Source organism: Dellaglioa sp. CoH-57-MRSF-17 (assembly GCF_056782015.1).
This window is the reverse complement of sequence record NZ_JBXAXY010000002.1, coordinates 119,650-144,934: the sequence shown is the minus strand read 5'-3', so window position 1 is coordinate 144,934 and position 25,285 is coordinate 119,650. Positions and strand designations below refer to the sequence as shown.

Sequence of the window (25,285 nt, the reverse complement as noted above, 5' to 3'; positions counted from 1 at the left end):
TTTATATGATTAATTAAAAAATAGATTAGAAGTTTACCCTCTAATCTAATTTTACCACATCTTTTATTTAATTTTTAGTTACATTATCATTTTCCGCAATTACTTCACCATCACGCAAAATTTTATATTTTCCTGCTTTTCCAGAATCTAAAACAAATGATAATTTAAAATCAGTATCTTTTGTAATTGTTTTCCGTTCATAAATATCATCAATGTTATGTGTTTTGTCTTCAATATAAATTTCAATAGCATTTTCATCTGCTTTTGATTCTGAAGAACTTGAACTAGAGCTGGAACTATCATCTGACGACGAGTCTTTGTCCTCATCCGTATCTTTTTCTTCATCAACTGAACTTGAACTTTCTGACACAATTGATTTGAATGGAACAGATATAGTCCTGGTAAATTCATCAGTTGTGACTTTTTTTCCTTTAGAAATAACAACTGATAATCGATCACCTTTAGAAAAAGAGCTTCCTTCTGCTGGTGATTGTTTAATAACTTGACCTTTGTCAACTGAATCTGAGTAGGCCTCGCTAATTGTCAGATTACCACCTAATTCGCTTGTATAATCCTGAACACTTTTTCTTGTATATCCTGTTAAATCTCTAAGTGTATACACTTTAGGACCTGAACTAACTGTCAATGTAATCACTGTATCACTCGGAACTACCTTATCACCCGCTGTGACATCTTGCGCCATAATTTCATTTTCAGTCACAGATTCTGACTCTTCCGTTTCTTTTTCAACTTTAAAGCCATCATTTTCTAACGTTGTTTTAACATCCTCATAATTACTACCAACGTAATTCTCGATTGTTATCTTAGCTTTTCCCTTTGATACCATTACATCAACCTGATTTTTTTCTCGAATTATTTCATTCTTCTTAGGTGTTGAATTAATGATATTACCACTATCAACGGTTTCACTATTTGTTCGAGTAATTTTACCAAGTTTCAAATTTTTGTCTGCTAAATTTGATTTTGCTTCACTAACTGTCATTCCGCTTAAATCAGGGACCTTAACTTCTTTTGGTGAACTCATTGCAAGAATCGCACCACCCAGAATAAGAGCGACAAAAGCAAAAATGATTGCGCCGATAGTCCATTTTTTACGACGACTCATTTTCTTTTTCGTATCTTTTTTTACATCTGGTTCCTGATTCGGACTAAGTGTTTCTACAGTCTGCTTATCAAATACCGGCAATACTTTAGTTTCACCACTGATAACCTCTTCAGGCTGCCACTTTGCCACATTTTTTTTAGCCAAAGATTCTCGCAAAGCAATTGACATTTCTCCAGCAGATTGGAACCTATCTCGCGGTACTTTACTTGTTGCTTGTAAAACAACATTTTCAAGAGACTGCGGAATATTAGGATCAAATTCCCGAACAGATGGCACATCACTTTGAAAATGTTTTAGGGCAATTGAAACAGCTGTTTCACCTTCAAAAGGAACTCGCCCAGTTAACATTTCATACAAAATAATACCAAGCGAATAGATATCAGATTGTTTTGTTGCCATGCTACCTCTAGCCTGTTCTGGCGAAAGATAATGAACAGAACCCAATAAAGTATTAGTTTGTGTTAACGAATGATCAGCCAATGCCACAGCAATACCAAAATCTGTAATTTTAGCATTACCATCTGCATCTATTAAAATATTTTGTGGTTTTAAATCACGATGAATAATACTGTGATCATGTGCTACTTCTACAGCTGATAAAATTTGAGTCATAATATCAATCACAACTTGATATGGAATTGGGAACCTTTTTGCTATATATGTTTTTAAATCATGTCCCGGCACATATTCCATGACCATAAATTGCAGTCCGTCTACTTCACCGACATCATAAACATTCACAATATTTGGATGAACCAATTCAGTTGTTGCCAATGCCTCACGTTTAAAACGTCTAACAGTATCTTGATCATCCCTTAAATCGACTCGCAATACTTTAACAGCTACTGGTCGATCCAAAATTAAATCAGTCGCAAGATAGACATTTGCCATGCCACCTTCGCCTAATGAATTTATTATTTTATAACGTTCATTAAAAATTGTATCAGGTTTCATTACACTATCCCCCGATCATTGCTAACCAGGAGTGCGGTAATGTTATCTAATCCGCCTGCCTTATTGGCCAATCTAATTAATTCCGAGCCTTTTTCTTCAACAGTTGTAGTATTTTTTAAGACCGTCTTGATTTCATCATCAGAGACCATATTAGTTAAGCCATCTGTGCATAATAATAATAAATCACCCGACTCAGAATCATTAACCGCAATATCAGCATCAGCATCTGACGAGATACCTAAACTTCTTGTAATCATATTCTTTTGCGGATAATTTTTAGCATCTTCTACGGTTAGTTCGCCACGCTTAATTAATTCATTCACTACTGAATGATCTTCAGTTAATTGATAAAGTTCTTTGTCACGTAATAAGTATCCTCGGCTATCACCAATATTGGCAACAATATATTTTTCTTCAAAGAATATGGCACATACCATTGTTGTGCCCATACCTGAAAGATCTTCATATTGATTAGACTTTTCAATAATTTGTTTATTTTCCATCTCTACTTCTTTGGTTATCCATTTAATTGCATCACTGGGCTGGCTAAAATTAGTTCCTTCAAATCGAAATCCCATGTGTGAAACGGCCATTTCTGAAGCAACATCTCCGCCCAAATGACCACCGATACCATCTGCAACCATCACAAAAGAAATACCACTTTTATTGTGAAAGACACCGACGTAATCTTCATTATTTTCTCTGACACTACCTACATCTGTTTGATAGGCAACTTTCATTCTTACACCTCGAGTCTAAAGTTGTTTTTCTAAACATGTAATGAAAAATCCATCTGAATGATAATCATCCGGATAAATAGTTAATTCTTTATCGTCTCTATTTTCTTTTAATGCCAAAGCAGTTGGCGTTTCAATCACTTTAAATTCAGGATGAGTTTCAACAAACTGGTTAACAACATCCTTATTTTCAATATCTAAAATAGTACATGTACTATAAGTTAAGCGACCACCTTTTTTCAAAGTTGGTGCCACTTTGTCTAAAATAGCTAATTGAATTTTTTGTAAATTATTTGAATCAGCTAATGTTTTTTCATATTTAATTTCTGGTTTACGACGTAATAATCCAATTCCAGAACAAGGTGCATCAACAAGAATTGAATCAAAATATTCATTATCAAATTCTTCTGAAATTAAACGTGCATCTAATACCATCTCCTCAACAACACTAGATAAACCTAAACGTTTAGCATTATCACCGATTAATTTAACTTTGTGTGCATGAATATCTAACCCTACAACTTCACCAAATAAAGTTTCATCTAGGAATGATGCAATATGGGTTGTTTTTCCACCTGGTGCGGCACATGCATCTAAAACTTTATCACCTGGTTGAATATTCATTGCGTCAGCAACTAACATTGCACTTTCATCTTGAATCGTAATTAACCCATCGTGATAAACGCCACTATCAGGAGCAAATCCATTAGTCACTAATAACCCAACTGGTGAAACTTGACTACGTTTCACCTCAAAGCCTTCATTTTCCATTTTTTCAATGACTTCTTCGACAGTTGCTTTAGCTGTATTTACTCTAACAGATTGATCAGGTGCTTCATTGATTGAAGCCAACAAATGTGTCGCTTTTTCTAAGCCTACTTGTTTAATTAATTCGTTTACCAACCAAACTGGTGTACTACTTTCAATACTCAAACGTTCAATATCATCTTTAATTTCAGAAACAGGACGGATACCTTCACGCTCAATTGCATGTAAAACACCAGTAACAAATTTACGCGTACCTGCATGGCCTTTTCGTTTTGCAATTTCAATTGATTCATTAAAAATTGCGCGAGTTGGAATTTTATCAAGATAATGCATCTGATAAATGGCACTCAATAGTAATTCTTGAACCCAATTATCCATTTTGCTAGGATTTTTAACAAATGGTGCCAACCAATATTCTAAAGTGAGACGTCTTTGGATAACACCGTAAACTAGTTGTGTTAATAAATGAGCATCCCGAACTTCCATATGATTATTCTTAATCACTTGGTTCAACGCAATATTTGAATACGTCCCTTGTTTAGCAACTCTTGTTAAAAGATCAACTGCTAAGAATCGGGGTGTCGTTTTTAAATCAGTTGTCATACATCAATCACCTGTTGTCCTTCTTTTATTCCTTGCCCACTACCGTTTAGGTAGTCGACAATGGTTTGTTTTGATTTACCATCTGGTTGAAGCGAATTAATAGCTAATACGGTCCCATCACCACAAGCAATTTCAAGTGATTTTTTAGCTACTTCAACTACTTTTCCAGCAGATAAAATAGTTTTTTTATCTAGTACAGTTATATCCCATATTTTAGTTCTCTTACCCTTTAAAATCGTATATGCACCAGGTACCGGTCTTAAGCTACGAATTTTCCAGTCTATTTCATTAGCCGTTTTTGAAAAATCAAGGGCTTCTTCTTCTGGTTTAATGGTAGGTGAAAAGGTTACTTTATCTTCATTTTGTGGTGTTGATTCACTTGTACCATCAATTAGTTTTGGTAATGTTTCAAGTAATAGTTCCTTACCTAATAAACTTAATTTTTCAAACATTGAACCAGTATCATCATTATTTTCAATTTTAATTGCACGACGGCTAATAATATTTCCAGCATCCATTTTTTTAACCATATAAATAATGGTAATACCTGTTTCTTGTTCACCATTCATAATAGCATATTGAATTGGTGCGCCACCACGATATTTAGGTAATAGTGAACCATGGACGTTTATTGCACCAATTTTAGCAGATTCTAATAATTTTGTTGGTAAAAATTGTCCAAATGCTGCAGTTACCAAAAAATCGGGTGCCATTGCAATTACTTTGGCCATTTCATCGCTGCCACTTAATTTTTCTGGTTGTAATACCTCAATACCATGTTTTACTGCAACTTGTTTTACTGGTGATTGCGTTAAAATACGTTTTCGCCCAACCATTCGATCTGGTTGTGTCATAACAGCTTTCACGTCATAGCCGTTTTCAATTAAACTTTCTAAAATTGGAGCTGAAAATTCTGGTGTTCCCATAAATACAATTGACGTCATAATATCTCCTTAATTTAAATAAAGTTTACTGGTTCAGAATCAATCGTTAATTTTAAACCTTTTCGAACTTCGGCTTGAGATTTAGTCATTAACTCTCTTAGTCGTTCTTTTAATTGACCTTCTGATTTATACTTAATAACCACTTGATAATAAAAACGATTATTAACACGCATAATTGATTTTGGTGTTGGTCCAAGAATAATCGCATTCTTTGATAACACTGGTTTTAAAAATTGAACTGCTTCTAACATTTTTTTCGCTGCTCCAGCCTCATCCGTATAACTAGCAGTGAGCTGAATTGTATAATAATATGGTGGATAATTTTCCATATGTCGAACTGACATTTCTTTTTTATAAAATGATTCATAGTCATGATGCTTCGCATATTGAATCGCGTAGTGATCTGGATTAAAAGTTTGGATAATAACATGTCCTTCTTTTTCAGCTCGACCAGCTCGACCGCTCACTTGGGTTAATAATTGGAACGTTCTTTCACTTGATCTAAAATCAGGCAAACTAAGTGCTGTATCTGCATTAAGAACGCCAACTAACGTCACATCAGGAAAGTCTAACCCTTTCGCAATCATTTGTGTACCCAATAAAATATCAGCTTCTTTTGCGCCAAATTTAGCTAGGATTTTTTCGTGTGCGCCTTTTTTACGTGTCGTATCAACGTCCATTCGTAAAATTTTAGCCTCTGGATATAACGTTTTAAGTTCTTCTTCAACTTTTTGCGTACCTGTACCATAATATCTAATTTTTCGACTATGACAGTTAGGACAAGTTTTAGGAATACCTTCTTCATGTCCACAATAATGACATTTCATTGTATGAGTATCCATATGCAATGTTAAAGAAGTATCACAGTTAGGACAAGGTAGCACGAATCCACAATCTCGGCACATTACGAAAGATGAAAACCCACGACGATTTAACATTAAAACAGTCTGTTCATTTTTCTCAAGGCGCTTAGTAATTTCATGTCTAAGTGGCTCAGAAAAATTACTCTCACCAGTCTTTTTCATTTCTTCTCTCATATCAATTAGCGTAACTTCTGGCATGGGATGACCATTTATACGTTGAGGTAATTGTAACCACTCATACACGCCTTTTTGAGCTCTAGCACGAGATTCGAGGGATGGTGTTGCACTACCCAATATGACAGGACACTGATGTCTTTTACTTCTCCAAAGAACAACATCCCTTGCATGATACCTTGGTGTTTCATCTTGTTTATAGCTCGATTCATGCTCTTCATCAACAATAATAACGCCAATATTATCTAATGGTGCAAAAACGGCTGAACGTGCACCGACAACTACTTGCGCTTCTTTACGCTCAATCCGGCGCCATTCATCATAACGCTCACCGTCAGACAAACCGCTATGCAGGACCGCAACTAGATTACCAAATCGTGATTTAACTCGCTTAACCATTTGGGGTGTCAAAGCTATTTCTGGTACAAGCATCAAAGCTGTTTTTCTAAGTTCTAGCGCTTTTGCGATTGTCTGCAAATAAACTTCTGTTTTCCCACTCCCCGTCACACCTTGAAGTAAAAATGTTGTATTAGTTCCACTTTTAATAGCCTCATCGACAGCTAGCACCGCAACCTCTTGATCTGAGGTTAATTCTTGCATATTGGTTGGCTCAATAATTGTGTCTTTATATGGGTCCCGATATACCTCAGTCTCAACTTTTTCAAGCCAACCATTTTTTGCTCCAGCTGTAATTGTTGCAGGTGTCACGCCTATTTCCTCAACAACTTGTTTCTGAGGAATCAAGCTATCTTCAGTGAGTGATTGTAGATAGTCAATCAATAAGTGCTGTTGTTTAGCATTTTTACGTAAACCACTTCGAATATTTTCATATGCTTCGAATCCAAGTTTTGGTTGGATTGATATTTGCATTTTAACTTTAGCTTTATTGCCAACTTCATAAATCATCTCAGCCTTTTCAGCCTTGGTAAGTTGTAATAATTCTTTAATTATTTGAGCATCCATATGTTCTGGATCAAATTCAATAGAATCTTGACCTTGAAATAATTTATCTTGTAAATCTTCATCAATTTCGTCAATTAAACGAACTCGCTTTTTATAGGTTGCACGCATGACACTCGGTAAAACCATTTGTAAGGCAGTTATACGGAAGGAAAAGGTTTCATTAGCTATCCACTCAGATAAGTCTAATAATTCAGTATTCACAACAGGTCTTAAATCAACGACTGATTGAATATCTTTTACATGACCATCGAACTCATTCTTATCAAAAAGATCAATTACAAATCCTTGAACCAATCGTTTACCATTCCCAAATGGTACAATAACCCGCATGCCAATCTCAATCTGATTTGTTAATACTGCTGGGATTGAATACGTATATGGCTGGTCCGTTTGCATCGTAGGAACATCAACGATAATTTTTGCATATTGTGACATACTGAAACCTCCTTTCATTTAATTAACTGCTTATTTTACTACATCGCTTATAATAGTAGCTAATAATTCCTTAGCAATTTGCTTTTTACTTGTTTGCTTTATGAAATCATTTTTTCTGTTTGGTCTAAGCAGTGTTACCTCATTATCATTGCTATTAAATCCAATGGCAGAATTTGAGACATCATTTAAAACCAATAAATCTAAATTTTTCTTTTCTAATTTTTCTTGTGCATTTTCTAGTCCGTTTTGGGTTTCCGCAGCAAATCCGACTAAATACTGATTTTGCTTAATTTGGCCCAAATGTTTTAAAATATCTGGATTTTTTTCTAATATTAACGTTAAAGTAGATTCAGCTTTTTTTATTTTCTGATCTGCAACATTTTGTACACGATAATCTGAAACAGCTGCTGCCATTATCAAAATATTTTGGTCATCAAATCGCTTATTGATAGCTTCAGATAACTCTAACGCAGTTGTAACTCTAATTGTTGTCACGCCAATTGGGTCTGGCAACTGGCTTATTCCGCTAATTAAGGTGACATTAGCACCTAACTTTTGCGCTTCAATCGCAATTGCGAAACCCATTTTACCAGAAGAATCATTAGCGATAAAACGAACTGGATCGATTCGTTCTCGTGTACCACCAGCTGTCACTAAGACATTTTTACCTTCTAATGGTTTGTCACTATCCTCAAAGGAAGTTTGAATAACTGACATTATCACATTTAATTCGGGAAAACGTCCCTTACCTGAATAACCTTCTGCTAAAAAGCCTATTTCTGGTTCAATAATCTGAATGTTATTTCGTCCTAAAAATTTAAGATTACGTTGTGTAGCAGAATTCATTAGCATATGTTCATTCATTGCGGGCACAACAATTTTTTGTGCCTCAGTTGCTAATAAAGTGGTTGAAACAAAATCATCTGCGATACCATTGGCCATTTTTGCGATAATGTTTGCTGTCGCTGGTGCAATAACCATTAATTCTGCCCAGTCTGCAAATTCAATATGTGCAACATGCTCAGACTCTTTTCCTGAAAATAAATCAGTTAACACCCTATTTTTACTCAACGTTTCAAAACTCAAGGGTGTTACAAATTCAGTTGCAGCTTTGGTCATCGCAACTCGAACGCTAGCACCTTGTTTAATTAGTGCTCGGACTAATCCCAAACTTTTATACGCTGCAATACCACCTGTTACAACAAGACCGATTTTTTTATTTTCAAGTGTCATTTCATGTCGCCCCCATACCGAATTTATTCTATTCTCTATTGTATCAATTTTCTAAGAAATAAAATAGGAGTTAGGACAATTAGCTTGTCTTAACTCCTTTTCATTTAATCAGATTAACGAATATCTTCTTTTTCAACTGGATCAATAATTAAATCACCAGTAACAACTTCTTCCAAAGCACGTCCAACATTCTTTTTTGATTTGTAATTAGAAAGCATTGGTAGAGCGCCAGCATCTAATTCATGGGCACGTTTACTTGCTAACATAATTAATGAGTATCTTGAATCTACTTGTTTCAATAAGTCATCTACTGAAGGATATAAAATCATTTAAATACATCTCCTAATTGTTTTCTATAGTCAGGTAAAAATCGTTTTACACGCCAACGTTCAGCTTTAATAATCGTTTGAATTTTTTCAACAGCATCATTTATTTCATCATTAACAACCGCGTAATCGTAATTCTGCATCATATCAATCTCACCAATGGCTTTTGTCATTCGTTTATCAATAGTTGCAGAATCATCCGTTCCACGTCCTGTAATTCTTTGTCTTAATTCCATCAAATCAGGTGGCGTTAAGAAAATAAATAAACCATCAGAAATTTTTTCTCGAACTTGCATAGCACCTTGTACTTCAATTTCAAGAAAGACATCTTGACCAGCGTCAAGCATCTTATTTACATATTTTAACGGTGTTCCATAGTAATTGTCAACATACTTGGCGTATTCTAACATACCGCCCGTTGAAATTTCATTCTCAAATTCTTCTTTTGATACAAAATGATAGTCAACACCATCAACTTCGCCTTCTCGCATTTTACGAGTGGTCATTGAAATTGAATAAAGAAACTTATTGTCAGCTTGGTCAAAAATTGCTTTTCTTACGGTTCCTTTACCGACCCCTGATGGACCAGATAGTACGATCAACATTCCACGATTAGCCATTAAATTTGTAAACTCCTCTAAGATAAGTATTAATAAATAGTATGCACTTTTTACGGCTATTATTCAAGCTTTTTATGCGCTGTTGTCATCTTTTAAATATATTATAAATTAACACTTGCTTTACCGAACGTTTGTTCGTATAATGAAAATACAAACAAACGTTCGGGGAGGAACTTTATTATGCAAAATAAACAACAAACAACAATTCAAACTATTGGCTCAACACTACAATATTCATATCATAAAATTTTTGATTTAGATGACTTTATTTTAAGACCACAAATGCCTCAATTTCAATTAGCACTCTTTACAGAAAAAGTTTTAAAAATGAAAAAAACAATTATTTTACAATTAAATCCAACTGGATTTCAAAAAGAATTCCAAGAACTTCGTGGTACCTTACACCGACGTTCTGGTTCTAATCAATTAATATTTAAAACGCAATATACGAATATCACTTACCTTCTTACTGATAATCAACTCCGTTATATCGCTTTAATCGATTCAATATAAAAATGGTCACTTTCTATAACAACTAGAAAATGACCATTTTTTTATTTACGTTTAATTGTTGTTGGATCAAATTTTCTTTGAATAAGTGCCAAAATTGCATCAGCAATAACGGCCATTAGAGCTGTTGGCAATGCACCAGCTAAAATAATAGCTGCTCCATCAGTTGCATTTGTTCCTCGGATAATAATATCTCCAAGTCCACCTGCACCAATAAATGAACCAATTGCTGTAATACCAATTGCAACAACTAATGCATTTCTAATTCCGGCCATGATAACTGATAATGATAACGGTAACTCAATCATATAAAGGATTTGAAGTCTCGTCATTCCCATCCCTTTACCAGAATCAAGAACGCCAGGATCAACATTAATCATCCCTGAATACGTATTTTTTAAAATAGGTAATAGTGAGTAAAGTGCAACAGTTACAATAACTGTATTAACACCTAAACCTAGTCCCAACATAATAATAGATAACATTGCTAATGATGGTACAGTTTGAATAACATTAGCAGCACCTATTGCTACATCGCTCAATCTATGATGTTTTGAGATAAAAATTCCGATTGGAATCCCAATAATTGCAGCAATTATCACACCATATATTGAAATTAAAAAATGTCTTGTAAATTCTTGTAAAACATATAACCCATTATTACTAAAATAAGACATCAATTGATCAAAAGTATTCATATTAATCACCCGCCTTTTCGAAGTAATGATGTTCTTCTAAGAATTGTTTTGCAACTACTGCTGGTTCGTAAAAATCATTATCAACTTTGTAATTTAATGATTGCATTGTTGATAAATTAATTTTGTTTTTAAGTCGATCAATAAGCGGTGTTAATTCAGGATGTTCCTTCAAGATAGAATCATTTGCAACAAGGCTTGCTGAATATGGTGGGAAGAAGTGACGATCATCCTTCAAAATTTTCAGATCATAACTCTTAATTCGGCCATCAGTTGAATATCCAAGAACAACATCCATTTTACCCTTTGCCAAAGCGCTATAGACTAATCCAATCTGCATAGGATAAATGTTACCAAATTTAATATTATATTCTTTTTGGAAACCATCGTAACCATCACCTACACGGCTAATCCAGTTGGCATCAACACCGACTGTTAATTTAGATTCAATTTTTCTTAAATCAGATACTGTGTTTAAATTGTACTTTTTAGCTGTCTCTTTTGTAACCATAAATGCATAAGTATCAGCAAAACCTAAACTATCAAACCATTTCATTTGGAATCTATTTTCGAATCCATCTTTAACTATTTTATTAGCTTTAACGGTATCTTTTTCTACTGGTTTATTTAATACCGCACTTAAGTCAGTTCCTGTATATCTAGCAGATGATATATCTGCATCACCGTTTTTGAGTGCATTAAAACTTAATGTACCAGAACCTAAATTATTTATCAGTTCTACTTGATTATCTGATTCATGTTCAATCAATTGTTGTAGCATTGATCCAATAATTTGAGATTCCGTCGTTGATTGTGCGACAATTTTAATTGTCGATTCAGAGCCACCTGTTAAACCAGGAAACCCACAACTTGATAGACTCACACCGGCAAACAGAAGGCTTAAGCTAACAAGTATTTTTTTCATCGTAATTTTCATGTTAAAGCCTCCTTAATTTCTTGTTGTTTTTGGTGCTACCTTTTTTTCAACCTGTCCAAGTATAAAATCAACTAGTAAGGCTAATAAGATAACTGGAATTGTACCGCCTAAAATTAATTTTGGTTGATACAAATTTAATCCATTAAAAATCATATCCCCTAAGCCACCAGCACCAATATATGAAGCTAATGTTGCCCAAGCAATTACATAAGTTGCAGCTAAACGAATTCCAGACATAATAACCTGAGATGCCATAACTAATTCAACTTGCAGAATCGACTGCAAATTAGTCATACCCATCCCTTTAGCAGCGTCTTTTAACACTGGATCCACTTCTTTAATACCAATATACGTATTTCTTAATATTGGTAACAACGAATAGATAAATAATGCTACAACAGCTGGTAACTTACCAATCCCAAATAAAGGAATCATCATGGCTAGTAAAGCTAAAGCAGGAATTGTTTGCAACATACTAGCAATTGCAATTACAATATTGGCTGTCTTAGGTAATCTTGTTAGTAAAATTCCTAAAGGAACAGCTATTGCTACTCCAAAAAATAATGCCATTCCTGAAATTTCAATATGTTCCCATAATTTTGAGACAATCATTGCCCCATATTCTTGTAAAAATGAAGTCATTATTAACCCTCCTTCGTTGAACTTGGGCTAGTTTCATCGGTATCTGTACCTGAGTCTGACGTCATTATTTTAGTTACTTCTTCATGAGAAGCACTATTTTCATCACCCCAAAGTGCATCATAAACAATATCAACTAGGGTAGCGCGGGTTACAATTCCGACTAATATACCATCTTTATTAATAACAGGTACATTTTTAAATCCACGTTTTAAAATACGTTCAACAGTATCACGAACTAATGAATCTTCTTTAACATAGAAAATATCTTTGTTCATAATATCGCTGACACTACTTGATGTATTGAAACTATAATCTAAGCTTTCAATATCAATATAACCCTTTAAAATACCAGCATCATCAGTAACTAACAACGTATCAACTCGACGATCATGCATTAAACGAATAGCTGTTACTAATGACTTACCTGGTGTAATTGAAACTGGGTTAGCTAACATAACTTGACCAACAGTTGTAATACTTGGACGAGCTTGGATAAGTCTATCTTGACCAATCAAGTTTTCAACAAATTTATTTGCTGGATTTTTCAAAATATTATCGGGTGTATCTGCTTGAACAATCTTTCCTTCAGACATAACAACAATTCGTGTTGCTAATTTTAAAGCTTCATCCATATCATGAGTAACAAAAACGAATGTCTTACCTAAACGTTCTTGTAAATCTTTAACTAAATCTTGTAAAGCTTCTCTAGTAATAGGATCAAGCGCACCAAAAGGTTCATCCATCAAGATAATATCTTGATCAGCAGCTAAAGCTCTGACAACTCCGATTCTTTGTTGTTGCCCACCAGAAAGTTCAGATGGGTAACGGTCTAAATATGATTCTGGTAGTTCAACTAATTTAATCATTTCTTTAGCGCGTTCATCTCTTTTTTCTTCAGGCCATTTTAATAATTTTGGTACTAATGTAATATTTTCACGAATAGTCATATGTGGCATTAAACCAATATTTTGAATAACATATCCGATTTTACGACGTAATTTAACGGGATCCATTTTGGCTATATCTTTACCATCAATAGTGATTGTACCTTCTGTTTGTGTCAACATACGGTTAATCATTCTCATAGTAGTTGTTTTACCTGAACCAGATGTTCCGATGAAACAAATGAATTCACCATCTTGAACTTCCAAATTAAAATTATCTACAGCTTTATTACCTTTATAAATTTTTGATATTTTATCAAACTTAAGCATATTAGTACTCTCCTTTTTTATAACTAACCAATCATCTATTCATAGTAGTACCTTGGTTTTAATTATTTTTTTTGTGCCGTATTTAGTAATTCTTCAGCATGTTTAACAGTTAAAGGTGTAATCTCAGAACCGGCAAGCATTCGAGCAATTTCTTGAATACGATCTTCCTTAGATAACAATTTAATAGATGTTTCTGTACGTTCACAAATCACTTCTTTAGCTATAAAGTAATGGTGCTCGCTAATTGCAGCAACCTGTGGCAAATGTGTGATACATAGAACTTGTGATTGTTGGGCAATTTGATTAATTTTTTCAGCAATTGCCTGGGCAACACGTCCACTAACTCCTGTATCAACTTCATCAAATATAATACTTGTGACACCTTGCGTCCTAGAAAAAATTGTCTTTAACGCTAACATCATTCGAGAAAGTTCACCACCAGAAGCAATCTTAGCTAATGGCCCCATTGTTTCCCCAACATTTGTTTGAATATAAAATTCAACTTTATCTTGTCCGGTACTATTTAACTGATTGAGTGAATCAAATTTAACTTCAAAAACGGCTTTGTCCATATACAACTCACTTAACTGTTTATGCACTTCTTTTTGTAGAATGATGGCTGCTTTTTTTCGAACATTAGTTAATTTATCAGCCAATTTATGGGCTTCTTTTCTAGCTAAATTAACTTGATTATCTAAATCATCTGCATTACCTTCAGTTGCTTCCATTTCAATTAATTCTTCAGATATAAGACTCAAATAAGCTAATATTTTTTCAACAGAATCACCATATTTGTGTTTTAATTGTACAATTAATTCAAGCCTATTTTCAATCTCATTTAATCGTTGCTCATCCCATTCCAGGGAGTCTAACTGACGCAATAGGTCACTAGATGCATCCTGCAGCATATAATAGGCTGACGACAACCGTTCTGCTAAGTCTTTATATTCACTATCTAAATTATCAATTTTTAGCATGTTAGACATTGCAACACCAACATGGTCAACTGTATTTTCATCATCACCCGATAACGCTTGGTAACTTGCATCCAGTGACTGATTAATAGTTTGAAAATTTTCTAGACGTTCTTTTTCAGCGCTTAATATGTCTTCTTCATTTTCAATTAAATCTGCACTTTCAATTTCATCTTTTTGAAAATGTAACATATCTAATCGTTGTGCCCATTCGTTTTGATTTGTTTGTCTTTTTATTTGTAACTTATTTAGGTTTTGATAGTATTCAAATGCTTCTTGATAACTATGCTTCAGTGTTTGAATATCATTTTTAATATATTCATCTAACATGCCCAAATGCTTATCCTGTTGCATTAATTCTTGATGTTCATTTTGGCCATGAATATCAACTAACGTTTCACCAATTGATTTTAGTGTACTCGTGTTAACCAACATACCGTTTATGCGACAAATATTTTTACCAGATCTATGTATTTCACGTTGTAAAATCACAGAGTTATCATCATGGCCAATACCTAATTGGTCCAACTTCGTTAACGTATTTGAGTTTTCAGTTGGCATAAAGAGTCCTTGTAGCACCATTTTTTTTGCATCTTTTCTAATAAATTCTTGGGACCCTCTACCACCTGATAAGAGGCCCAAAGCATCAATGATAATGGATTTACCCGCACCAGTTTCACCTGTTAAAACTGTCATATTAGCCATGAAATCGATATTCAAAGAATCAATAATGGCAAAATCTTTTATTGTCAATTCTTGTAACATTTTTTTCACCCCTTTAATAGAAAAAATCTGAAACAAATGTCACAGATTTTATTTCTATCTATTCAGTTACAATCTCATTTAAAATTTTACTTAACTTTAACGCATCTTTGTTCGAGTGACAGATAATTAGAGCTGATCCATCTCCGCCTAAAGTACCAAAAACAAATGAATAATTCATTTGTTCAATTAAAGATACGATTGCTGGACCACTTCCTGGCGTCACCTTAACGAGACACATTTCATTTTGAACATCAGTTGATATAAAAGCATCTTTTAACGTTTTAGTTAATTTTTTTTCTGTATTCAATTTTTTTTGAACAGGTAAATTATAACTGTAAGTTCCATCAGCAGATGGCACTTTAATTAATTGCATTTCTTTAATATCTCTAGAAATAGTTGCTTGTGTGACTGTAATCCCTTGTTTTTTAAGCAAACTCACAAAATCTTCCTGCTTATCAATATTATTGTTCTTCAATAATTCACGAACATAACGTTGCCGTTCTTGCTTTTTCATTAAAGTCCCCCTCACCCGATAACCTCTACCACCCATAGAGTTAGTATAACGTAATTTCAATTATTATTAAAGAACTTCACTTTAAATCCTTATTTAACGGCATTCAGGTTATCGTATGCAGCAGTTAATACGCCATCGATACTAACCTTATCCGAAATCTCGCCAATTTCATTTATCGCAGACTTTAAATGAATTAAAAATTCAATATTACCTTCGCCACCCTTAATTGGTGAGTAGCTTAAATCCGCAACATTAAATCCAGTGGAAATAGAAAATTGAACAATGTCTTCGAGCACTTGACGATGAATCTTTTCATCTCGTACAATACCATGTTTTCCAACATTTTCTTTTCCTGCTTCAAATTGGGGTTTTATTAATGCCACAACATCCCCATTTTCAGTAATAATTTTCTTTAATGCAGGTAAAATAAGATGTAATGAAATAAACGATACATCTATTGTTGCAAAATTGGGTTGTCCAAATTCAAAATCTTCTTTTTTACTATATCTGAAGTTAGTATTTTCCATCACAACAACTCTTGGATCTTGTCGTAATTTCCAAACTAATTGATTGGTACCAACATCTAACGCATAACTTAATTTTGCGCCATTTTGTAAAGCAACATCGGTAAAGCCACCGGTTGATGATCCAATGTCTAAGACCGTTTTATCCTGAACGGTTGCATCAAATACTTTAAGGGCTTTTTCTAATTTAAGTCCACCGCGGCTCACATAAGGTAATTTTTTACCTTTAAAATGAAGCACAGTTTCTTCAGAAATTTTAACACCTGGTTTATCCAATCGTTCTTCATTCTCACCCAGAATTTCACCAGCCATAACTGCACGTTTGGCCTGTTCACGAGTTTCAAATAACCCTTGTTTAACTAATAAAACATCAATGCGCTCTTTTTTCATAGTGACTCCTAATTTTTTAATTTAAAGTAATGTAACAATTCTTCCAAATACTCTGTCTCCAACCCTGTTTGCTTAAGCGTTTGAATAGCATCTTTAGCTTGATTGGTTACTTCTTCGAGCATCCTATAAGCTTGATCAATTCCCATTAGTCCAGGATACGTATTTTTATTTTCTTGATTGTCTTTATGAACAGCCTTGCCCATCTCTTCAGATGTCCCAACGACATCCATAATATCATCATAGATTTGAAAAGCTAACCCAAAATGACGTCCATATGCCATAAACGCTACGTGCTGTTGGTCAGTCGCTTTTCCAAGTATGCTACCTGCGTAAACTGAAAATTCAATTAAATCACCCGTTTTACGCTTATGCACCTGTTTCAACTGCGCTAATGATAACTCTTTTTGTTCACCTTCAATATCGGCAACTTGACCGCCAACCATTCCCTCTGGGCCAGCTAACCTAGCTAGTTGACCCATTAGTAATACCTTTTGTGAATCAGGCAACTCTGCGTTACTGATCCATTCAAAGGCTAATGTATTTAGTGCATCACCAGCTAAAATTGCCATGCTTTCACCAAAAATAATATGGTTTGTTGGTTTACCACGTCTTAAATTATCATCATCCATCGCAGGCAAATCATCATGAATTAATGAATAGGTATGAATTAATTCTAATGCACCAGCAATAGAATAAACTGACTTATCAAGTTTACGATTAAGCATTTGACAAATAACAAAAATGATTAGTGGTCTAATACGTTTACCACCCGCTTCAACTGAATAAGTCATCGATTCTTTTAACTTTTTTTCAGTGTCTAAAGCCTGTAATTGATTCAACATAATTTGATTAAATTCTGGTAATACGATATCAGAAAATTTAGTTAAGTTACTCATTTTCTAAGCCTTGTTCGAATGGCACTTCTTCACCAGAATCATTCATGACACTGGTTAATGTTTTTTCAGCATTTTCCAATGTTTTTTGCAATTTTGAGCTCAACTTAACACCGTTTTGAAATTGGGTTAATGCTTTTTCTAAAGGAACATCACCTTGTTCTAGTTCTGTTACAATTTTTTCAAGTTCTACTAAGTTATCTTCAAATGTCGCTTTTTTTTCAGCCATTTTTTATTCTCCTTTTTCAACTTTTTCAATTTTTGCATATGCTTTACCATCTGTAAGGTGTAACACGACGTTATCATCTATATTCACTGAATTAATACTTTTAATAATTTTATCTTCCATAGATACGTAACTGTATCCTCGTCCCATAATCTTCAATGGACTTAATAAATCAAGCGCATTTATTTTTTCGCCAACCTGTTGTTTCTTTGTTTCAAGTAAGTAGGTCATTAATTGATGTAACTGTTTGTTTTGTTGTTTTACTTGATCTTGCAGTTGACTAACCAATTGTTGCGGATTTTGATAGCGCAACTGACCATTAGCTTGTTCAAATTGTTGTTTCTTAATTGTGATAATTTGTTTTGTTACTTGCATTAAGCGTTGTGCTAAATTGTCTAAGTTTTGAAGGTAACCCTCATATAACCGATTAGGTTGTTGAAAAACATATGATTGTTGAATCTTATCTAATTGTTGTCTTCTTAAACTTAAAATATTTTGTGTTACTTGTAATAGTCTCAATTTTAATTGATTAATCTTAATTAATTCATCGGCGTAAACAGGGACAGCTAATTCTGCTGCTGCTGTTGGCGTTGCTGCCCGAACATCGGCCACTAAATCAGCAATGGTTGTGTCTGTCTCATGTCCAACTGAAGAAATAATTGGAATCTGGCTAGCAAATATTTCCCTTGCAACAGATTCTTCATTAAATGGCCATAAATCTTCAATTGAGCCACCGCCTCGACCAATAATAATCGTGTCAAAATGGCCTAATTCGTTAATTTGTTTTAACCGCTTAACTAAATCATTAGCTGCTTTGTCACCTTGTACAATCGCAGGAAATAAAACTAATTGAGCAATCGGGTAACGTCTTTTAACGGTTGTCATAATATCTTTAATGACAGCCCCTGAAGGACTTGTAATCACAGCAATTCGTTTAGGATATTTAACCAATGCCTGTTTTGGTGCTGAAAATAATCCTTCAGCTTGTAGCTTATTTTTTAACTGCTCATAGGCTTGATATAACGCACCAACACCATCAGGTTCCATTCGCTCAATATATATTTGATAGTTACCTGTCGCTTCATATAAAGATATACGGCCCATAACTAAAACTTTCATGCCATCTTCTGGTTTAAATTTTATTTTATCAAAAGCTGAACGGAACATAATTGCGCTAATTTTAGCATGATCATCTTTTAAACTAAAATATTGATGCGCATTAGGTCGAGGTCTTAAATTTGAAATTTCGCCAGTTAAATAAACGGTCCCAAGATAAGGATCAGCATCAAATTTTTTCTTCAAATATGTTGTTAATGATGTAACTGATAAATAATTATCTTTATTCAATGCCAACACTCCGTTTTGTTAATTCAATTGTTTGTTCCATCAACATTGCAATCGTCATAGGTCCAACCCCTTTTGGTACTGGTGTCAGATATCCTGCAACCTCTGCAACTTCCTTATCGACATCTCCCGCTAACTTACCACTATCTAAGCGGTTCATCCCGACATCGATGACTACAGCACCTTGTTTCACATCGGTTTTTTTAATAAAGTTTGCTTGACCAATTGCAACGACTAAAATATCAGCCTGTTTAGTTATCTCTGATAAATTTTCCGTATGACTATGCGTTATCGTTACTGTTGCATTAGCGTTTAAAAGTAACGCCGCCATTGGTTTACCCACAATATTACTGCGGCCAACAACAACTGCATTTTTACCGTCTAAATCAATATTGTATGCGTTAAACATTCTCATAATTCCCAGTGGTGTACATGGAATTGCTAGTGGATCATTCATGGCTAATCGTCCAATATTTATCGGATGAAATCCATCAACATCTTTTTCTGGTTTAATAGCTTCGGTTATCTTTTTTTCATCAATTTGGTTCGGTAAAGGTAACTGTACTAATATGCCATTAATATCTGAATTATCATTATAGTCATTAATGAGATTTAGCAACTCTTTTTCTGATATCGTATCAGGTAATCTTTTAACAATCGATTTTATCCCAATAGATTCAGCAATTCGATGCTTATTCTTAACATATATTTTACTTGCTGGATTTTCTCCAACTACAATAACAGCTAATGTAGGAAAGACATTCTTTTTCTTTAAAGCTTCTATCTCAGATTTTAAATTATCCGTCGTTATTTGTGCCAATTTTTTACCATCAATTAATTTAGCCATAATTTAGCACCTCTATTCCATTTTTACTTCTTACATTTTATCATATTTAAGGTATTCATTTCTAAAAAAAAAGTGTCGCAAAAAATGCAACACTTCTCAATCATTATTATTCATTTGTTTTTTCAATATCAACAGGCATTTTTTCAACAACTGGATCTAACACACCATTAACAAATTTTCTTGATTCATCATCACTAAATTCTTTAGCAATTTCTAAAGCTTCATTCAATGCTACCTTAGCAGGAACATCATCTACGTATTTCATTTCGTAAATAGCTAATCTCAAAATAATTAAATCCGTATTGTTTAAGCGTGATAGTTTCCAGCGTGATGTTAGATTTTCTTCAATAACAGAATCTATCTCAGCTTGTTTATCACTAACACCTGAAACTAATGCTTCTAAATAAGGTGGAATTACAGCCGACTCTTCATCAGGAACTTCTAACAATTCACGATAAATAGCCTCTCTATCACCATCTGGGTTAGAATTTAACGCAAATAATGCTTGAAATGCTTTTTCGCGAATCGTATGTCTAGTTACTATTACACTCACTAATTTTCACCATCTTTTTCTGAAAATAAATCGTCAGTATCTATCTTATCGGCTTCCTTTTCAGGAATAACCCCTTCAACATGAACATTTACTTCAATAATTTCTAAACCTGTCATAAATAGTAATTGTTGTTTAATCTTTTCTTGCATCACTAATGCAACCTTAGGAACAGATACACCGTAATCAAGGTAAACAAAAACATCAATATTCAACTGGTCATCTGTTAAATCAAGTTTAACACCCTTACCCAGTGACTTTTTACGGCCAAATAATTCAGTTAAATTTTTAGCAATTGTCCCACGCATTGAGTAAACACCATCAATTTGGTTAGCAGCAATTCCAACAATAATTTCAATAACTTCAGGTGCAATCTTAATGTCACCCAAAGAAGGTTCAGTACTTTTTAAAACAATATTTGTTTCTTCAGCCATAAGTTTAACCTCCGTCGATTTATTGTGCTCTGGAAATATATGTGCCATCTTGTGTATTAATAATTAACATTTCATCTTCATTAACGAAGAATGGCACTTGTACAACTAATCCTGTTTCAAGAACAGCAGGTTTAGTTCCACCAGATTGTGTATTACCTTTAATACCCGCTTCAGTTGATGCTACTTTTAATTCAACTGTATTAGGAACGTCAACACCAAGTGTTTCAGTGCCAAACATAATAACATTAACAATTAAGTTTTCTTTCAAATAATTTAATTGTTCATGCACGCGTTCTTCTGGTAATTCTAATTGTTCATATGTATCCATATCCATAAATACATAGTTGTTACCATCAGCATAAAGATATTGCATTTTTTTATTATCAATTTGTGCTTTTTGAACTTTTTCACCAGCACGGAATGTTTTTTCTTGAGCAGCACCTGTACGGAGATTCTTTAGTTTTGATCGAACAAAAGCAGAACCTTTACCCGGTTTAACATGTTGAAATTCAACAACACGCCATAAATCACCATCAACTTCGATTGTAACACCATTTTTAAATTCATTAACGGACATCATAATATAATATTCCTCCTACTATCTCGTGTATCTCATAGTTCTAATAATAGCAATAATGGACATATAAAAGCAAGTTAAAGTCTATATTATCATTAATTTTTTAGAAGAATTCGTTAACATTTGATAGCCATTCTCAGTCACTAAAATATCATCCTCAATTCGAACCCCACTAAGGTTTGGTACATAAATCCCTGGTTCAATTGTAATGACGTCGCCTGCTTGCAAAACACTGTTTGAATCATCCAATTTAATATTAGGTAATTCATGAATTGATAGGCCAATTCCATGCCCAATCCCATGATTAAAATATTTACCATATCCTGCATCGGCGATTGTTTCATTAGCAACTCTAGCTAATTCACTTAATTTTATTCCCGGTTTAATTAATGAAATCACTCGTTCTTGTGTCGTTAAAACAGACTCGTAGATATGTTTTAATTCATCAGATATCGATCCCACGGCGATGGTCCTTGTGACATCAAATGTATAGTTCTCGTAATAATAGCCAAAATCTATCGTAATCAGATCCTGGTCTTGAATCTTTCGTTTTGAAACCGTTGCATGTGGCCATGTTGAATGAATACCGCTTGCTACAATTGTTTCAAAAGATTCACTCATAGTACCTAAATTTTTGATATAACTATCTAGCCGATTAGCAATTTCAATTTCTGTTTGACCAACTTCAATCGTCGACACAATATAATTGAAAGCTTCATCAGCTAATTTTCCTGCTTTTATTAATTTTATCTGCTCATCCTTATCTTTAACACGTCGTAATTCGTCAACAATATTAGTAAATGGCACCAAATCACTAACAAGGATTTCATCTAATTGATCATACTCTAAAAATGATATTGATGATTCAAATCCCATAACTGTTAATCCTTTTTCACTAATTATGTCAGATACAGCACCCAGATAATCACGCGTAAATTTTATTTCTAATTTTTTATCATGATTTTCTAGTGCCAATTCAAATCTTAGGTCAGTGATTAAAAATTGTTGTGTATCAGTAATTAACAATACACCATCACCTTCAAAACCACTTAAATAAAATATGTTTGTCGTATCCGTCACTAGAAATGCATCAATCGAGAGTTTCTCAAAAGTTGATTGTAATTGTTTAATTCTATCAAAATTCATTTAAACACTCCTTTTATGTACAAAAAAAGGAAATCTCTATCATAAAATGAAGAGGTTTCCTTTGAGTTATTATTATTCAGCTACAGGGTATACAGAGACTTGTTTCTTATCGCGGCCTTTACGTTCGAAGCGAACGATACCATCGACTTTAGCAAACAAAGTATCATCTCCACCTTTACCAACGTTAACACCAGGATAAATACGTGTTCCACGTTGACGATAAAGAATTGAACCACCTGTTACTTCTTGTCCGTCAGCTCTTTTTGAGCCTAAACGTCTACCGACAGAATCACGGCCATTAGAAGTAGAACCCCCACCTTTTTTATGTGAGAAAAATTGTAAATTCATTAACATAATCAATGCACCTCCTTGTTATAGTCTTATTATTTAAGTGTTAATTTAATGTAATCTTGATAGTTTTGCTCAATTGACTGTAGTCCTAAAACTAAACTTTCTAAAAATAACTGTCCTGTAGCATCGTTTAACTCAGATTCTGATAGTTTAACTTTCATTAATCCACCATTATCTTCATCCATCTCAACATCAGGATTAAGTTTAGCAAGTTCGGTCAAACTATTAACTGTATTGATAGTCAATACCGAAACCGCAGCACACACAATATCTTGACCATATTCACCAGAATCAGCATGCCCTGTTATTTCAAACGCATCGATGATTTTGGCATCTCTCCGAGAAATAACTGCACGTATCATACTAGTAGCCTACTTTCAAAATTATGCGTTAATAGCATCGATAACAACCTTAGTATATGGTTGACGATGACCTTGTTTTGTATGAGAATGTTTCTTAGGTTTGTATTTGAAAGTAACAACTTTCTTTTCACGGCCTTGTTTTTCAACAGTACCAGTTACTGTAGCACCTTTAACAAAAGGAGCACCAATAACGGTTTTTTCGCCACCAACTAAAACAATTTCATCAAATGTAACTTTTTCACCAGCTTCTGCTGATAATTTTTCAATGTAAATAGCTTCTCCGGCTTCAACTTTAAGTTGTTTGCCACCTGTTTTAATAATTGCGTACATGTGTATTACACCTCCTTATAGATTACTTAGACTCGCCGTAATTTAGTGATCAGATTTAGACAACCTGACGCTTAAAAACTTAAAACGTGCGGTTGCAGTTGTGGTGTTCACAAATACAACGTTATTATAATATCAAATGTAACTTCTTAAGTCAACGTTATCCATCATTTTCAACAAAAAAGTTTGTTAAATTGACTCCGTTACTTGTATCAACGCCAGTAATTTCTTTTAAAACCTTAGCAACGTAGTGCGGTGTGTAGATCATATCGTCTCGTAACCAACGTTTAATGAAGCCTAGGTGCGCTGATGCAACATAGGATACTTGTAACTCGTTTGGTATCTTAGATACTTCAAAATCGCCTGCTAACTGTTCTCTAAAGTTATTTAAGTAGATAACTAGTCTATCATATACTTTATCAGAAAAAGCGACATCTTCTTGACTATTTAAAAGTACGCCAAACATCATTGATTCATCTTGTAAGTAGTTAAACACCCGATTTAAACAACAAACTTCAACTGGTTTCGAATAAACGTACGCTTTATCTGGTGATTGTTTTGACATAATCATAATGTAATCAAAAAAGTCATCTAAAATTTCATCCATTGCCCGATTAATAAAATCTTGTTTGTCATGATAATGCAGATAGAATGTTCCTCGAGTGACATTTGCTTCCTGAGTAATCTTTTGAACGCTAATATTTTCAACTTTGTAATGTTTCATGAGTACAACTAATGATTTTTTTAAATTTTGTCTTGTTCTCTTTACCCGTGGATCATTAGAATCAACCATTTTTCAACCTCTTTATTCATAATTAAATAGTCTTTATCTCCATTTATGTCTATTACTTTCTTATTATAGAACATTTCATCAAAACTTTCATTCATGTTTTTGATAATTTATAAGAGTTCTACCAATTTCCATTGACAAGTACCAGTATTTTATCATATACTATTAAATGTTGTTATGACTCGGTAGCTCAGCTGGATAGAGCATCCGCCTTCTAAGCGGACGGTCGTGAGTTCGAATCTCACCCGAGTCATAGATATCCATTCTAGACCGATTTATAAAAATAGGAATGCCTTTAAACGGGCGTTCCTATTTTTTTATTTAGGTGAAAACAGACTATAAAGGATAGAATGCTCAAAACATTTGTTGCATATTTGTTGCATGGATATTTTTATCAATAAATCTACTAAAGTATTAAAATATCAGGCGATAAGAAAGCATTTTCTGTCGGTAAGGCTGTTGGCAACGCTTTATATTGTATTACTGGAAAACACGTTAAAAATATCAAGCAATTACTTAAGCTTTAG

The 25,285-nt window shown here is 33.8% G+C and carries 28 protein-coding genes, 1 tRNA gene and 1 other annotated feature; of the genes, 2 read left to right on the top strand and 27 right to left on the bottom strand.

The features are described 5' to 3' along the window. Positions 1-67: 67 nt before the first annotated feature. The 8 genes from pknB to gmk all read right to left on the bottom strand — a co-directional run bounded on the left by pknB (position 68) and on the right by gmk (position 9,746). Positions 68-2,080 carry a Stk1 family PASTA domain-containing Ser/Thr kinase gene (gene pknB / locus AC1RPJ_RS02650; RefSeq protein WP_481761259.1) on the bottom strand — a complete coding sequence of 671 codons (2,013 nt, stop codon included), beginning with the start codon at positions 2,078-2,080 and terminating at the stop codon, positions 68-70. Beyond that, positions 2,080-2,820, bottom strand: a complete 741-nt coding sequence (locus AC1RPJ_RS02645; protein ID WP_481761258.1) for a Stp1/IreP family PP2C-type Ser/Thr phosphatase — start codon at positions 2,818-2,820, stop codon at positions 2,080-2,082. Before AC1RPJ_RS02645 ends, pknB begins: the two co-directional genes overlap by 1 nt. Positions 2,821-2,835: 15 nt before the next feature. Beyond that, the gene (gene rsmB, locus AC1RPJ_RS02640) at positions 2,836-4,188 is read right to left on the bottom strand and encodes a 16S rRNA (cytosine(967)-C(5))-methyltransferase RsmB (protein ID WP_481761257.1); all 1,353 of its coding nucleotides are present in this window, start codon (positions 4,186-4,188) and stop codon (positions 2,836-2,838) included. Continuing rightward, positions 4,185-5,132 carry a methionyl-tRNA formyltransferase gene (gene fmt, locus AC1RPJ_RS02635; protein WP_481761256.1) on the bottom strand — a complete coding sequence of 316 codons (948 nt, stop codon included), beginning with the start codon at positions 5,130-5,132 and terminating at the stop codon, positions 4,185-4,187. Before fmt ends, rsmB begins: the two co-directional genes overlap by 4 nt. A gap of 14 nt (positions 5,133-5,146) precedes the next feature. Beyond that, positions 5,147-7,567, bottom strand: a complete 2,421-nt coding sequence (priA, locus tag AC1RPJ_RS02630) for a primosomal protein N' (protein ID WP_481761255.1) — start codon at positions 7,565-7,567, stop codon at positions 5,147-5,149. A gap of 30 nt (positions 7,568-7,597) precedes the next feature. Beyond that, positions 7,598-8,800 (bottom strand): bifunctional phosphopantothenoylcysteine decarboxylase/phosphopantothenate--cysteine ligase CoaBC, encoded by a 1,203-nt coding sequence (gene coaBC / locus AC1RPJ_RS02625; protein WP_481761254.1) that lies wholly within the window; start codon positions 8,798-8,800, stop codon positions 7,598-7,600. A gap of 113 nt (positions 8,801-8,913) precedes the next feature. Further along, on the bottom strand, positions 8,914-9,129 hold the full coding sequence (rpoZ, locus tag AC1RPJ_RS02620; RefSeq protein WP_409022617.1) for a DNA-directed RNA polymerase subunit omega: 216 nt from the start codon (positions 9,127-9,129) through the stop codon (positions 8,914-8,916). Continuing rightward, positions 9,126-9,746 (bottom strand): guanylate kinase, encoded by a 621-nt coding sequence (gmk, locus tag AC1RPJ_RS02615; RefSeq protein ID WP_481761253.1) that lies wholly within the window; start codon positions 9,744-9,746, stop codon positions 9,126-9,128. Before gmk ends, rpoZ begins: the two co-directional genes overlap by 4 nt. Positions 9,747-9,926: 180 nt before the next feature. On the opposite strand from gmk, the gene AC1RPJ_RS02610 reads away from it, so the two are divergent. Beyond that, complete coding sequence (locus AC1RPJ_RS02610; protein ID WP_409022619.1) at positions 9,927-10,259, top strand: hypothetical protein; 333 nt, start codon at positions 9,927-9,929, stop codon at positions 10,257-10,259. A gap of 41 nt (positions 10,260-10,300) precedes the next feature. Here the strand turns inward: AC1RPJ_RS02610 and AC1RPJ_RS02605 are convergent, their stop codons facing one another. From AC1RPJ_RS02605 to AC1RPJ_RS02515, 19 genes are all read right to left on the bottom strand, one after another. Continuing rightward, complete coding sequence (locus AC1RPJ_RS02605; RefSeq protein WP_481761252.1) at positions 10,301-10,954, bottom strand: ABC transporter permease; 654 nt, start codon at positions 10,952-10,954, stop codon at positions 10,301-10,303. Between the two features lies 1 nt (position 10,955). Continuing rightward, positions 10,956-11,876 (bottom strand): osmoprotectant ABC transporter substrate-binding protein, encoded by a 921-nt coding sequence (locus AC1RPJ_RS02600; protein WP_481761403.1) that lies wholly within the window; start codon positions 11,874-11,876, stop codon positions 10,956-10,958. Positions 11,877-11,900: 24 nt separating this feature from the next. Continuing rightward, positions 11,901-12,530: an ABC transporter permease gene (locus AC1RPJ_RS02595; RefSeq protein ID WP_481761251.1), complete on the bottom strand. Its 630-nt coding sequence runs from the start codon at positions 12,528-12,530 to the stop codon at positions 11,901-11,903. Positions 12,531-12,532: 2 nt separating this feature from the next. Then, complete coding sequence (locus tag AC1RPJ_RS02590; protein WP_481761250.1) at positions 12,533-13,744, bottom strand: betaine/proline/choline family ABC transporter ATP-binding protein; 1,212 nt, start codon at positions 13,742-13,744, stop codon at positions 12,533-12,535. A 62-nt stretch (positions 13,745-13,806) separates the two neighbouring features. Next, complete coding sequence (gene recN, locus AC1RPJ_RS02585) at positions 13,807-15,483, bottom strand: DNA repair protein RecN (RefSeq protein ID WP_481761249.1); 1,677 nt, start codon at positions 15,481-15,483, stop codon at positions 13,807-13,809. A gap of 58 nt (positions 15,484-15,541) precedes the next feature. Further along, complete coding sequence (locus AC1RPJ_RS02580; RefSeq protein ID WP_481761248.1) at positions 15,542-15,997, bottom strand: arginine repressor; 456 nt, start codon at positions 15,995-15,997, stop codon at positions 15,542-15,544. 89 nt (positions 15,998-16,086) lie between these two features. Beyond that, positions 16,087-16,911 carry a TlyA family RNA methyltransferase gene (locus AC1RPJ_RS02575; RefSeq protein ID WP_481761247.1) on the bottom strand — a complete coding sequence of 275 codons (825 nt, stop codon included), beginning with the start codon at positions 16,909-16,911 and terminating at the stop codon, positions 16,087-16,089. Positions 16,912-16,919: 8 nt separating this feature from the next. Then, positions 16,920-17,807: a polyprenyl synthetase family protein gene (locus AC1RPJ_RS02570; RefSeq protein WP_481761246.1), complete on the bottom strand. Its 888-nt coding sequence runs from the start codon at positions 17,805-17,807 to the stop codon at positions 16,920-16,922. Beyond that, positions 17,800-18,033 (bottom strand): exodeoxyribonuclease VII small subunit, encoded by a 234-nt coding sequence (locus AC1RPJ_RS02565; RefSeq protein WP_409022627.1) that lies wholly within the window; start codon positions 18,031-18,033, stop codon positions 17,800-17,802. The genes AC1RPJ_RS02570 and AC1RPJ_RS02565 overlap by 8 nt, the downstream gene beginning before the upstream one ends. 3 nt (positions 18,034-18,036) lie before the next feature. Further along, positions 18,037-19,377 carry an exodeoxyribonuclease VII large subunit gene (xseA, locus tag AC1RPJ_RS02560; RefSeq protein WP_481761245.1) on the bottom strand — a complete coding sequence of 447 codons (1,341 nt, stop codon included), beginning with the start codon at positions 19,375-19,377 and terminating at the stop codon, positions 18,037-18,039. Then, a complete protein-coding gene (gene folD, locus AC1RPJ_RS02555) occupies positions 19,370-20,221 on the bottom strand; it encodes a bifunctional methylenetetrahydrofolate dehydrogenase/methenyltetrahydrofolate cyclohydrolase FolD (protein WP_481761244.1) in 852 nt (283 codons plus the stop codon). Before folD ends, xseA begins: the two co-directional genes overlap by 8 nt. Positions 20,222-20,327: 106 nt before the next feature. Then, on the bottom strand, positions 20,328-20,765 hold the full coding sequence (gene nusB / locus AC1RPJ_RS02550; RefSeq protein ID WP_409022798.1) for a transcription antitermination factor NusB: 438 nt from the start codon (positions 20,763-20,765) through the stop codon (positions 20,328-20,330). A gap of 8 nt (positions 20,766-20,773) precedes the next feature. After that, complete coding sequence (locus AC1RPJ_RS02545) at positions 20,774-21,205, bottom strand: Asp23/Gls24 family envelope stress response protein (RefSeq protein ID WP_409022630.1); 432 nt, start codon at positions 21,203-21,205, stop codon at positions 20,774-20,776. Between the two features lie 19 nt (positions 21,206-21,224). Beyond that, entirely contained in the window at positions 21,225-21,785 is a 561-nt protein-coding gene (gene efp, locus AC1RPJ_RS02540; protein ID WP_409022631.1) for an elongation factor P, read from the bottom strand. An 81-nt stretch (positions 21,786-21,866) separates the two neighbouring features. Next, positions 21,867-22,928 carry a M24 family metallopeptidase gene (locus tag AC1RPJ_RS02535; protein ID WP_481761243.1) on the bottom strand — a complete coding sequence of 354 codons (1,062 nt, stop codon included), beginning with the start codon at positions 22,926-22,928 and terminating at the stop codon, positions 21,867-21,869. 72 nt (positions 22,929-23,000) lie between these two features. Then, the gene (gene rpmA, locus AC1RPJ_RS02530; RefSeq protein WP_083478911.1) at positions 23,001-23,288 is read right to left on the bottom strand and encodes a 50S ribosomal protein L27; all 288 of its coding nucleotides are present in this window, start codon (positions 23,286-23,288) and stop codon (positions 23,001-23,003) included. A 23-nt stretch (positions 23,289-23,311) separates the two neighbouring features. Next, entirely contained in the window at positions 23,312-23,641 is a 330-nt protein-coding gene (locus AC1RPJ_RS02525) for a ribosomal-processing cysteine protease Prp (protein ID WP_409022633.1), read from the bottom strand. Between the two features lie 21 nt (positions 23,642-23,662). Further along, complete coding sequence (rplU, locus tag AC1RPJ_RS02520) at positions 23,663-23,971, bottom strand: 50S ribosomal protein L21 (protein WP_409022634.1); 309 nt, start codon at positions 23,969-23,971, stop codon at positions 23,663-23,665. 18 nt (positions 23,972-23,989) lie between these two features. Beyond that, positions 23,990-24,075: a sequence feature (ribosomal protein L21 leader region), on the bottom strand. Positions 24,076-24,128: 53 nt separating this feature from the next. Next, positions 24,129-24,761 carry a TetR/AcrR family transcriptional regulator gene (locus tag AC1RPJ_RS02515; RefSeq protein ID WP_409022635.1) on the bottom strand — a complete coding sequence of 211 codons (633 nt, stop codon included), beginning with the start codon at positions 24,759-24,761 and terminating at the stop codon, positions 24,129-24,131. Between the two features lie 176 nt (positions 24,762-24,937). Between AC1RPJ_RS02515 and AC1RPJ_RS02510 the strand changes: the two genes are divergently transcribed. Then, positions 24,938-25,011: transfer RNA gene (locus AC1RPJ_RS02510), tRNA-Arg, on the top strand. Positions 25,012-25,285: the final 274 nt, after the last annotated feature.

Excerpts from the sequence above, each read along its gene's own strand:
- AC1RPJ_RS02580 (WP_481761248.1), bottom strand. The coding sequence starts at position 15,997 with ATGAAAAAGCAAGAACGGCAACGTTATGTTCGTGAATTATTGAAGAAC.
- AC1RPJ_RS02565 (WP_409022627.1), bottom strand. The coding sequence starts at position 18,033 with ATGGCTGAAAAAAAAGCGACATTTGAAGATAACTTAGTAGAACTTGAA.
- AC1RPJ_RS02515 (WP_409022635.1), bottom strand. The coding sequence starts at position 24,761 with ATGGTTGATTCTAATGATCCACGGGTAAAGAGAACAAGACAAAATTTA.
- AC1RPJ_RS02595 (WP_481761251.1), bottom strand. The coding sequence starts at position 12,530 with ATGACTTCATTTTTACAAGAATATGGGGCAATGATTGTCTCAAAATTA.
- rpoZ (WP_409022617.1), bottom strand. The coding sequence starts at position 9,129 with ATGATTTTATATCCTTCAGTAGATGACTTATTGAAACAAGTAGATTCA.
- AC1RPJ_RS02645 (WP_481761258.1), bottom strand. The coding sequence starts at position 2,820 with ATGAAAGTTGCCTATCAAACAGATGTAGGTAGTGTCAGAGAAAATAAT.
- fmt (WP_481761256.1), bottom strand. The coding sequence starts at position 5,132 with ATGACGTCAATTGTATTTATGGGAACACCAGAATTTTCAGCTCCAATT.
- AC1RPJ_RS02570 (WP_481761246.1), bottom strand. The coding sequence starts at position 17,807 with ATGAGTAACTTAACTAAATTTTCTGATATCGTATTACCAGAATTTAAT.
- AC1RPJ_RS02605 (WP_481761252.1), bottom strand. The coding sequence starts at position 10,954 with ATGAATACTTTTGATCAATTGATGTCTTATTTTAGTAATAATGGGTTA.
- folD (WP_481761244.1), bottom strand. The coding sequence starts at position 20,221 with ATGGCTAAATTAATTGATGGTAAAAAATTGGCACAAATAACGACGGAT.
- AC1RPJ_RS02545 (WP_409022630.1), bottom strand. The coding sequence starts at position 21,205 with ATGGCTGAAGAAACAAATATTGTTTTAAAAAGTACTGAACCTTCTTTG.
- AC1RPJ_RS02525 (WP_409022633.1), bottom strand. The coding sequence starts at position 23,641 with ATGATACGTGCAGTTATTTCTCGGAGAGATGCCAAAATCATCGATGCG.
- coaBC (WP_481761254.1), bottom strand. The coding sequence starts at position 8,800 with ATGACACTTGAAAATAAAAAAATCGGTCTTGTTGTAACAGGTGGTATT.
- gmk (WP_481761253.1), bottom strand. The coding sequence starts at position 9,746 with ATGGCTAATCGTGGAATGTTGATCGTACTATCTGGTCCATCAGGGGTC.
- pknB (WP_481761259.1), bottom strand. The coding sequence starts at position 2,080 with ATGAAACCTGATACAATTTTTAATGAACGTTATAAAATAATAAATTCA.
- recN (WP_481761249.1), bottom strand. The coding sequence starts at position 15,483 with ATGTTACAAGAATTGACAATAAAAGATTTTGCCATTATTGATTCTTTG.
- AC1RPJ_RS02610 (WP_409022619.1), top strand. The coding sequence starts at position 9,927 with ATGCAAAATAAACAACAAACAACAATTCAAACTATTGGCTCAACACTA.
- rsmB (WP_481761257.1), bottom strand. The coding sequence starts at position 4,188 with ATGACAACTGATTTAAAAACGACACCCCGATTCTTAGCAGTTGATCTT.
- AC1RPJ_RS02600 (WP_481761403.1), bottom strand. The coding sequence starts at position 11,876 with ATGAAAAAAATACTTGTTAGCTTAAGCCTTCTGTTTGCCGGTGTGAGT.
- efp (WP_409022631.1), bottom strand. The coding sequence starts at position 21,785 with ATGATGTCCGTTAATGAATTTAAAAATGGTGTTACAATCGAAGTTGAT.
- AC1RPJ_RS02575 (WP_481761247.1), bottom strand. The coding sequence starts at position 16,911 with ATGAAAAAAGAGCGCATTGATGTTTTATTAGTTAAACAAGGGTTATTT.
- priA (WP_481761255.1), bottom strand. The coding sequence starts at position 7,567 with ATGTCACAATATGCAAAAATTATCGTTGATGTTCCTACGATGCAAACG.
- AC1RPJ_RS02535 (WP_481761243.1), bottom strand. The coding sequence starts at position 22,928 with ATGAATTTTGATAGAATTAAACAATTACAATCAACTTTTGAGAAACTC.
- AC1RPJ_RS02590 (WP_481761250.1), bottom strand. The coding sequence starts at position 13,744 with ATGCTTAAGTTTGATAAAATATCAAAAATTTATAAAGGTAATAAAGCT.
- rplU (WP_409022634.1), bottom strand. The coding sequence starts at position 23,971 with ATGTACGCAATTATTAAAACAGGTGGCAAACAACTTAAAGTTGAAGCC.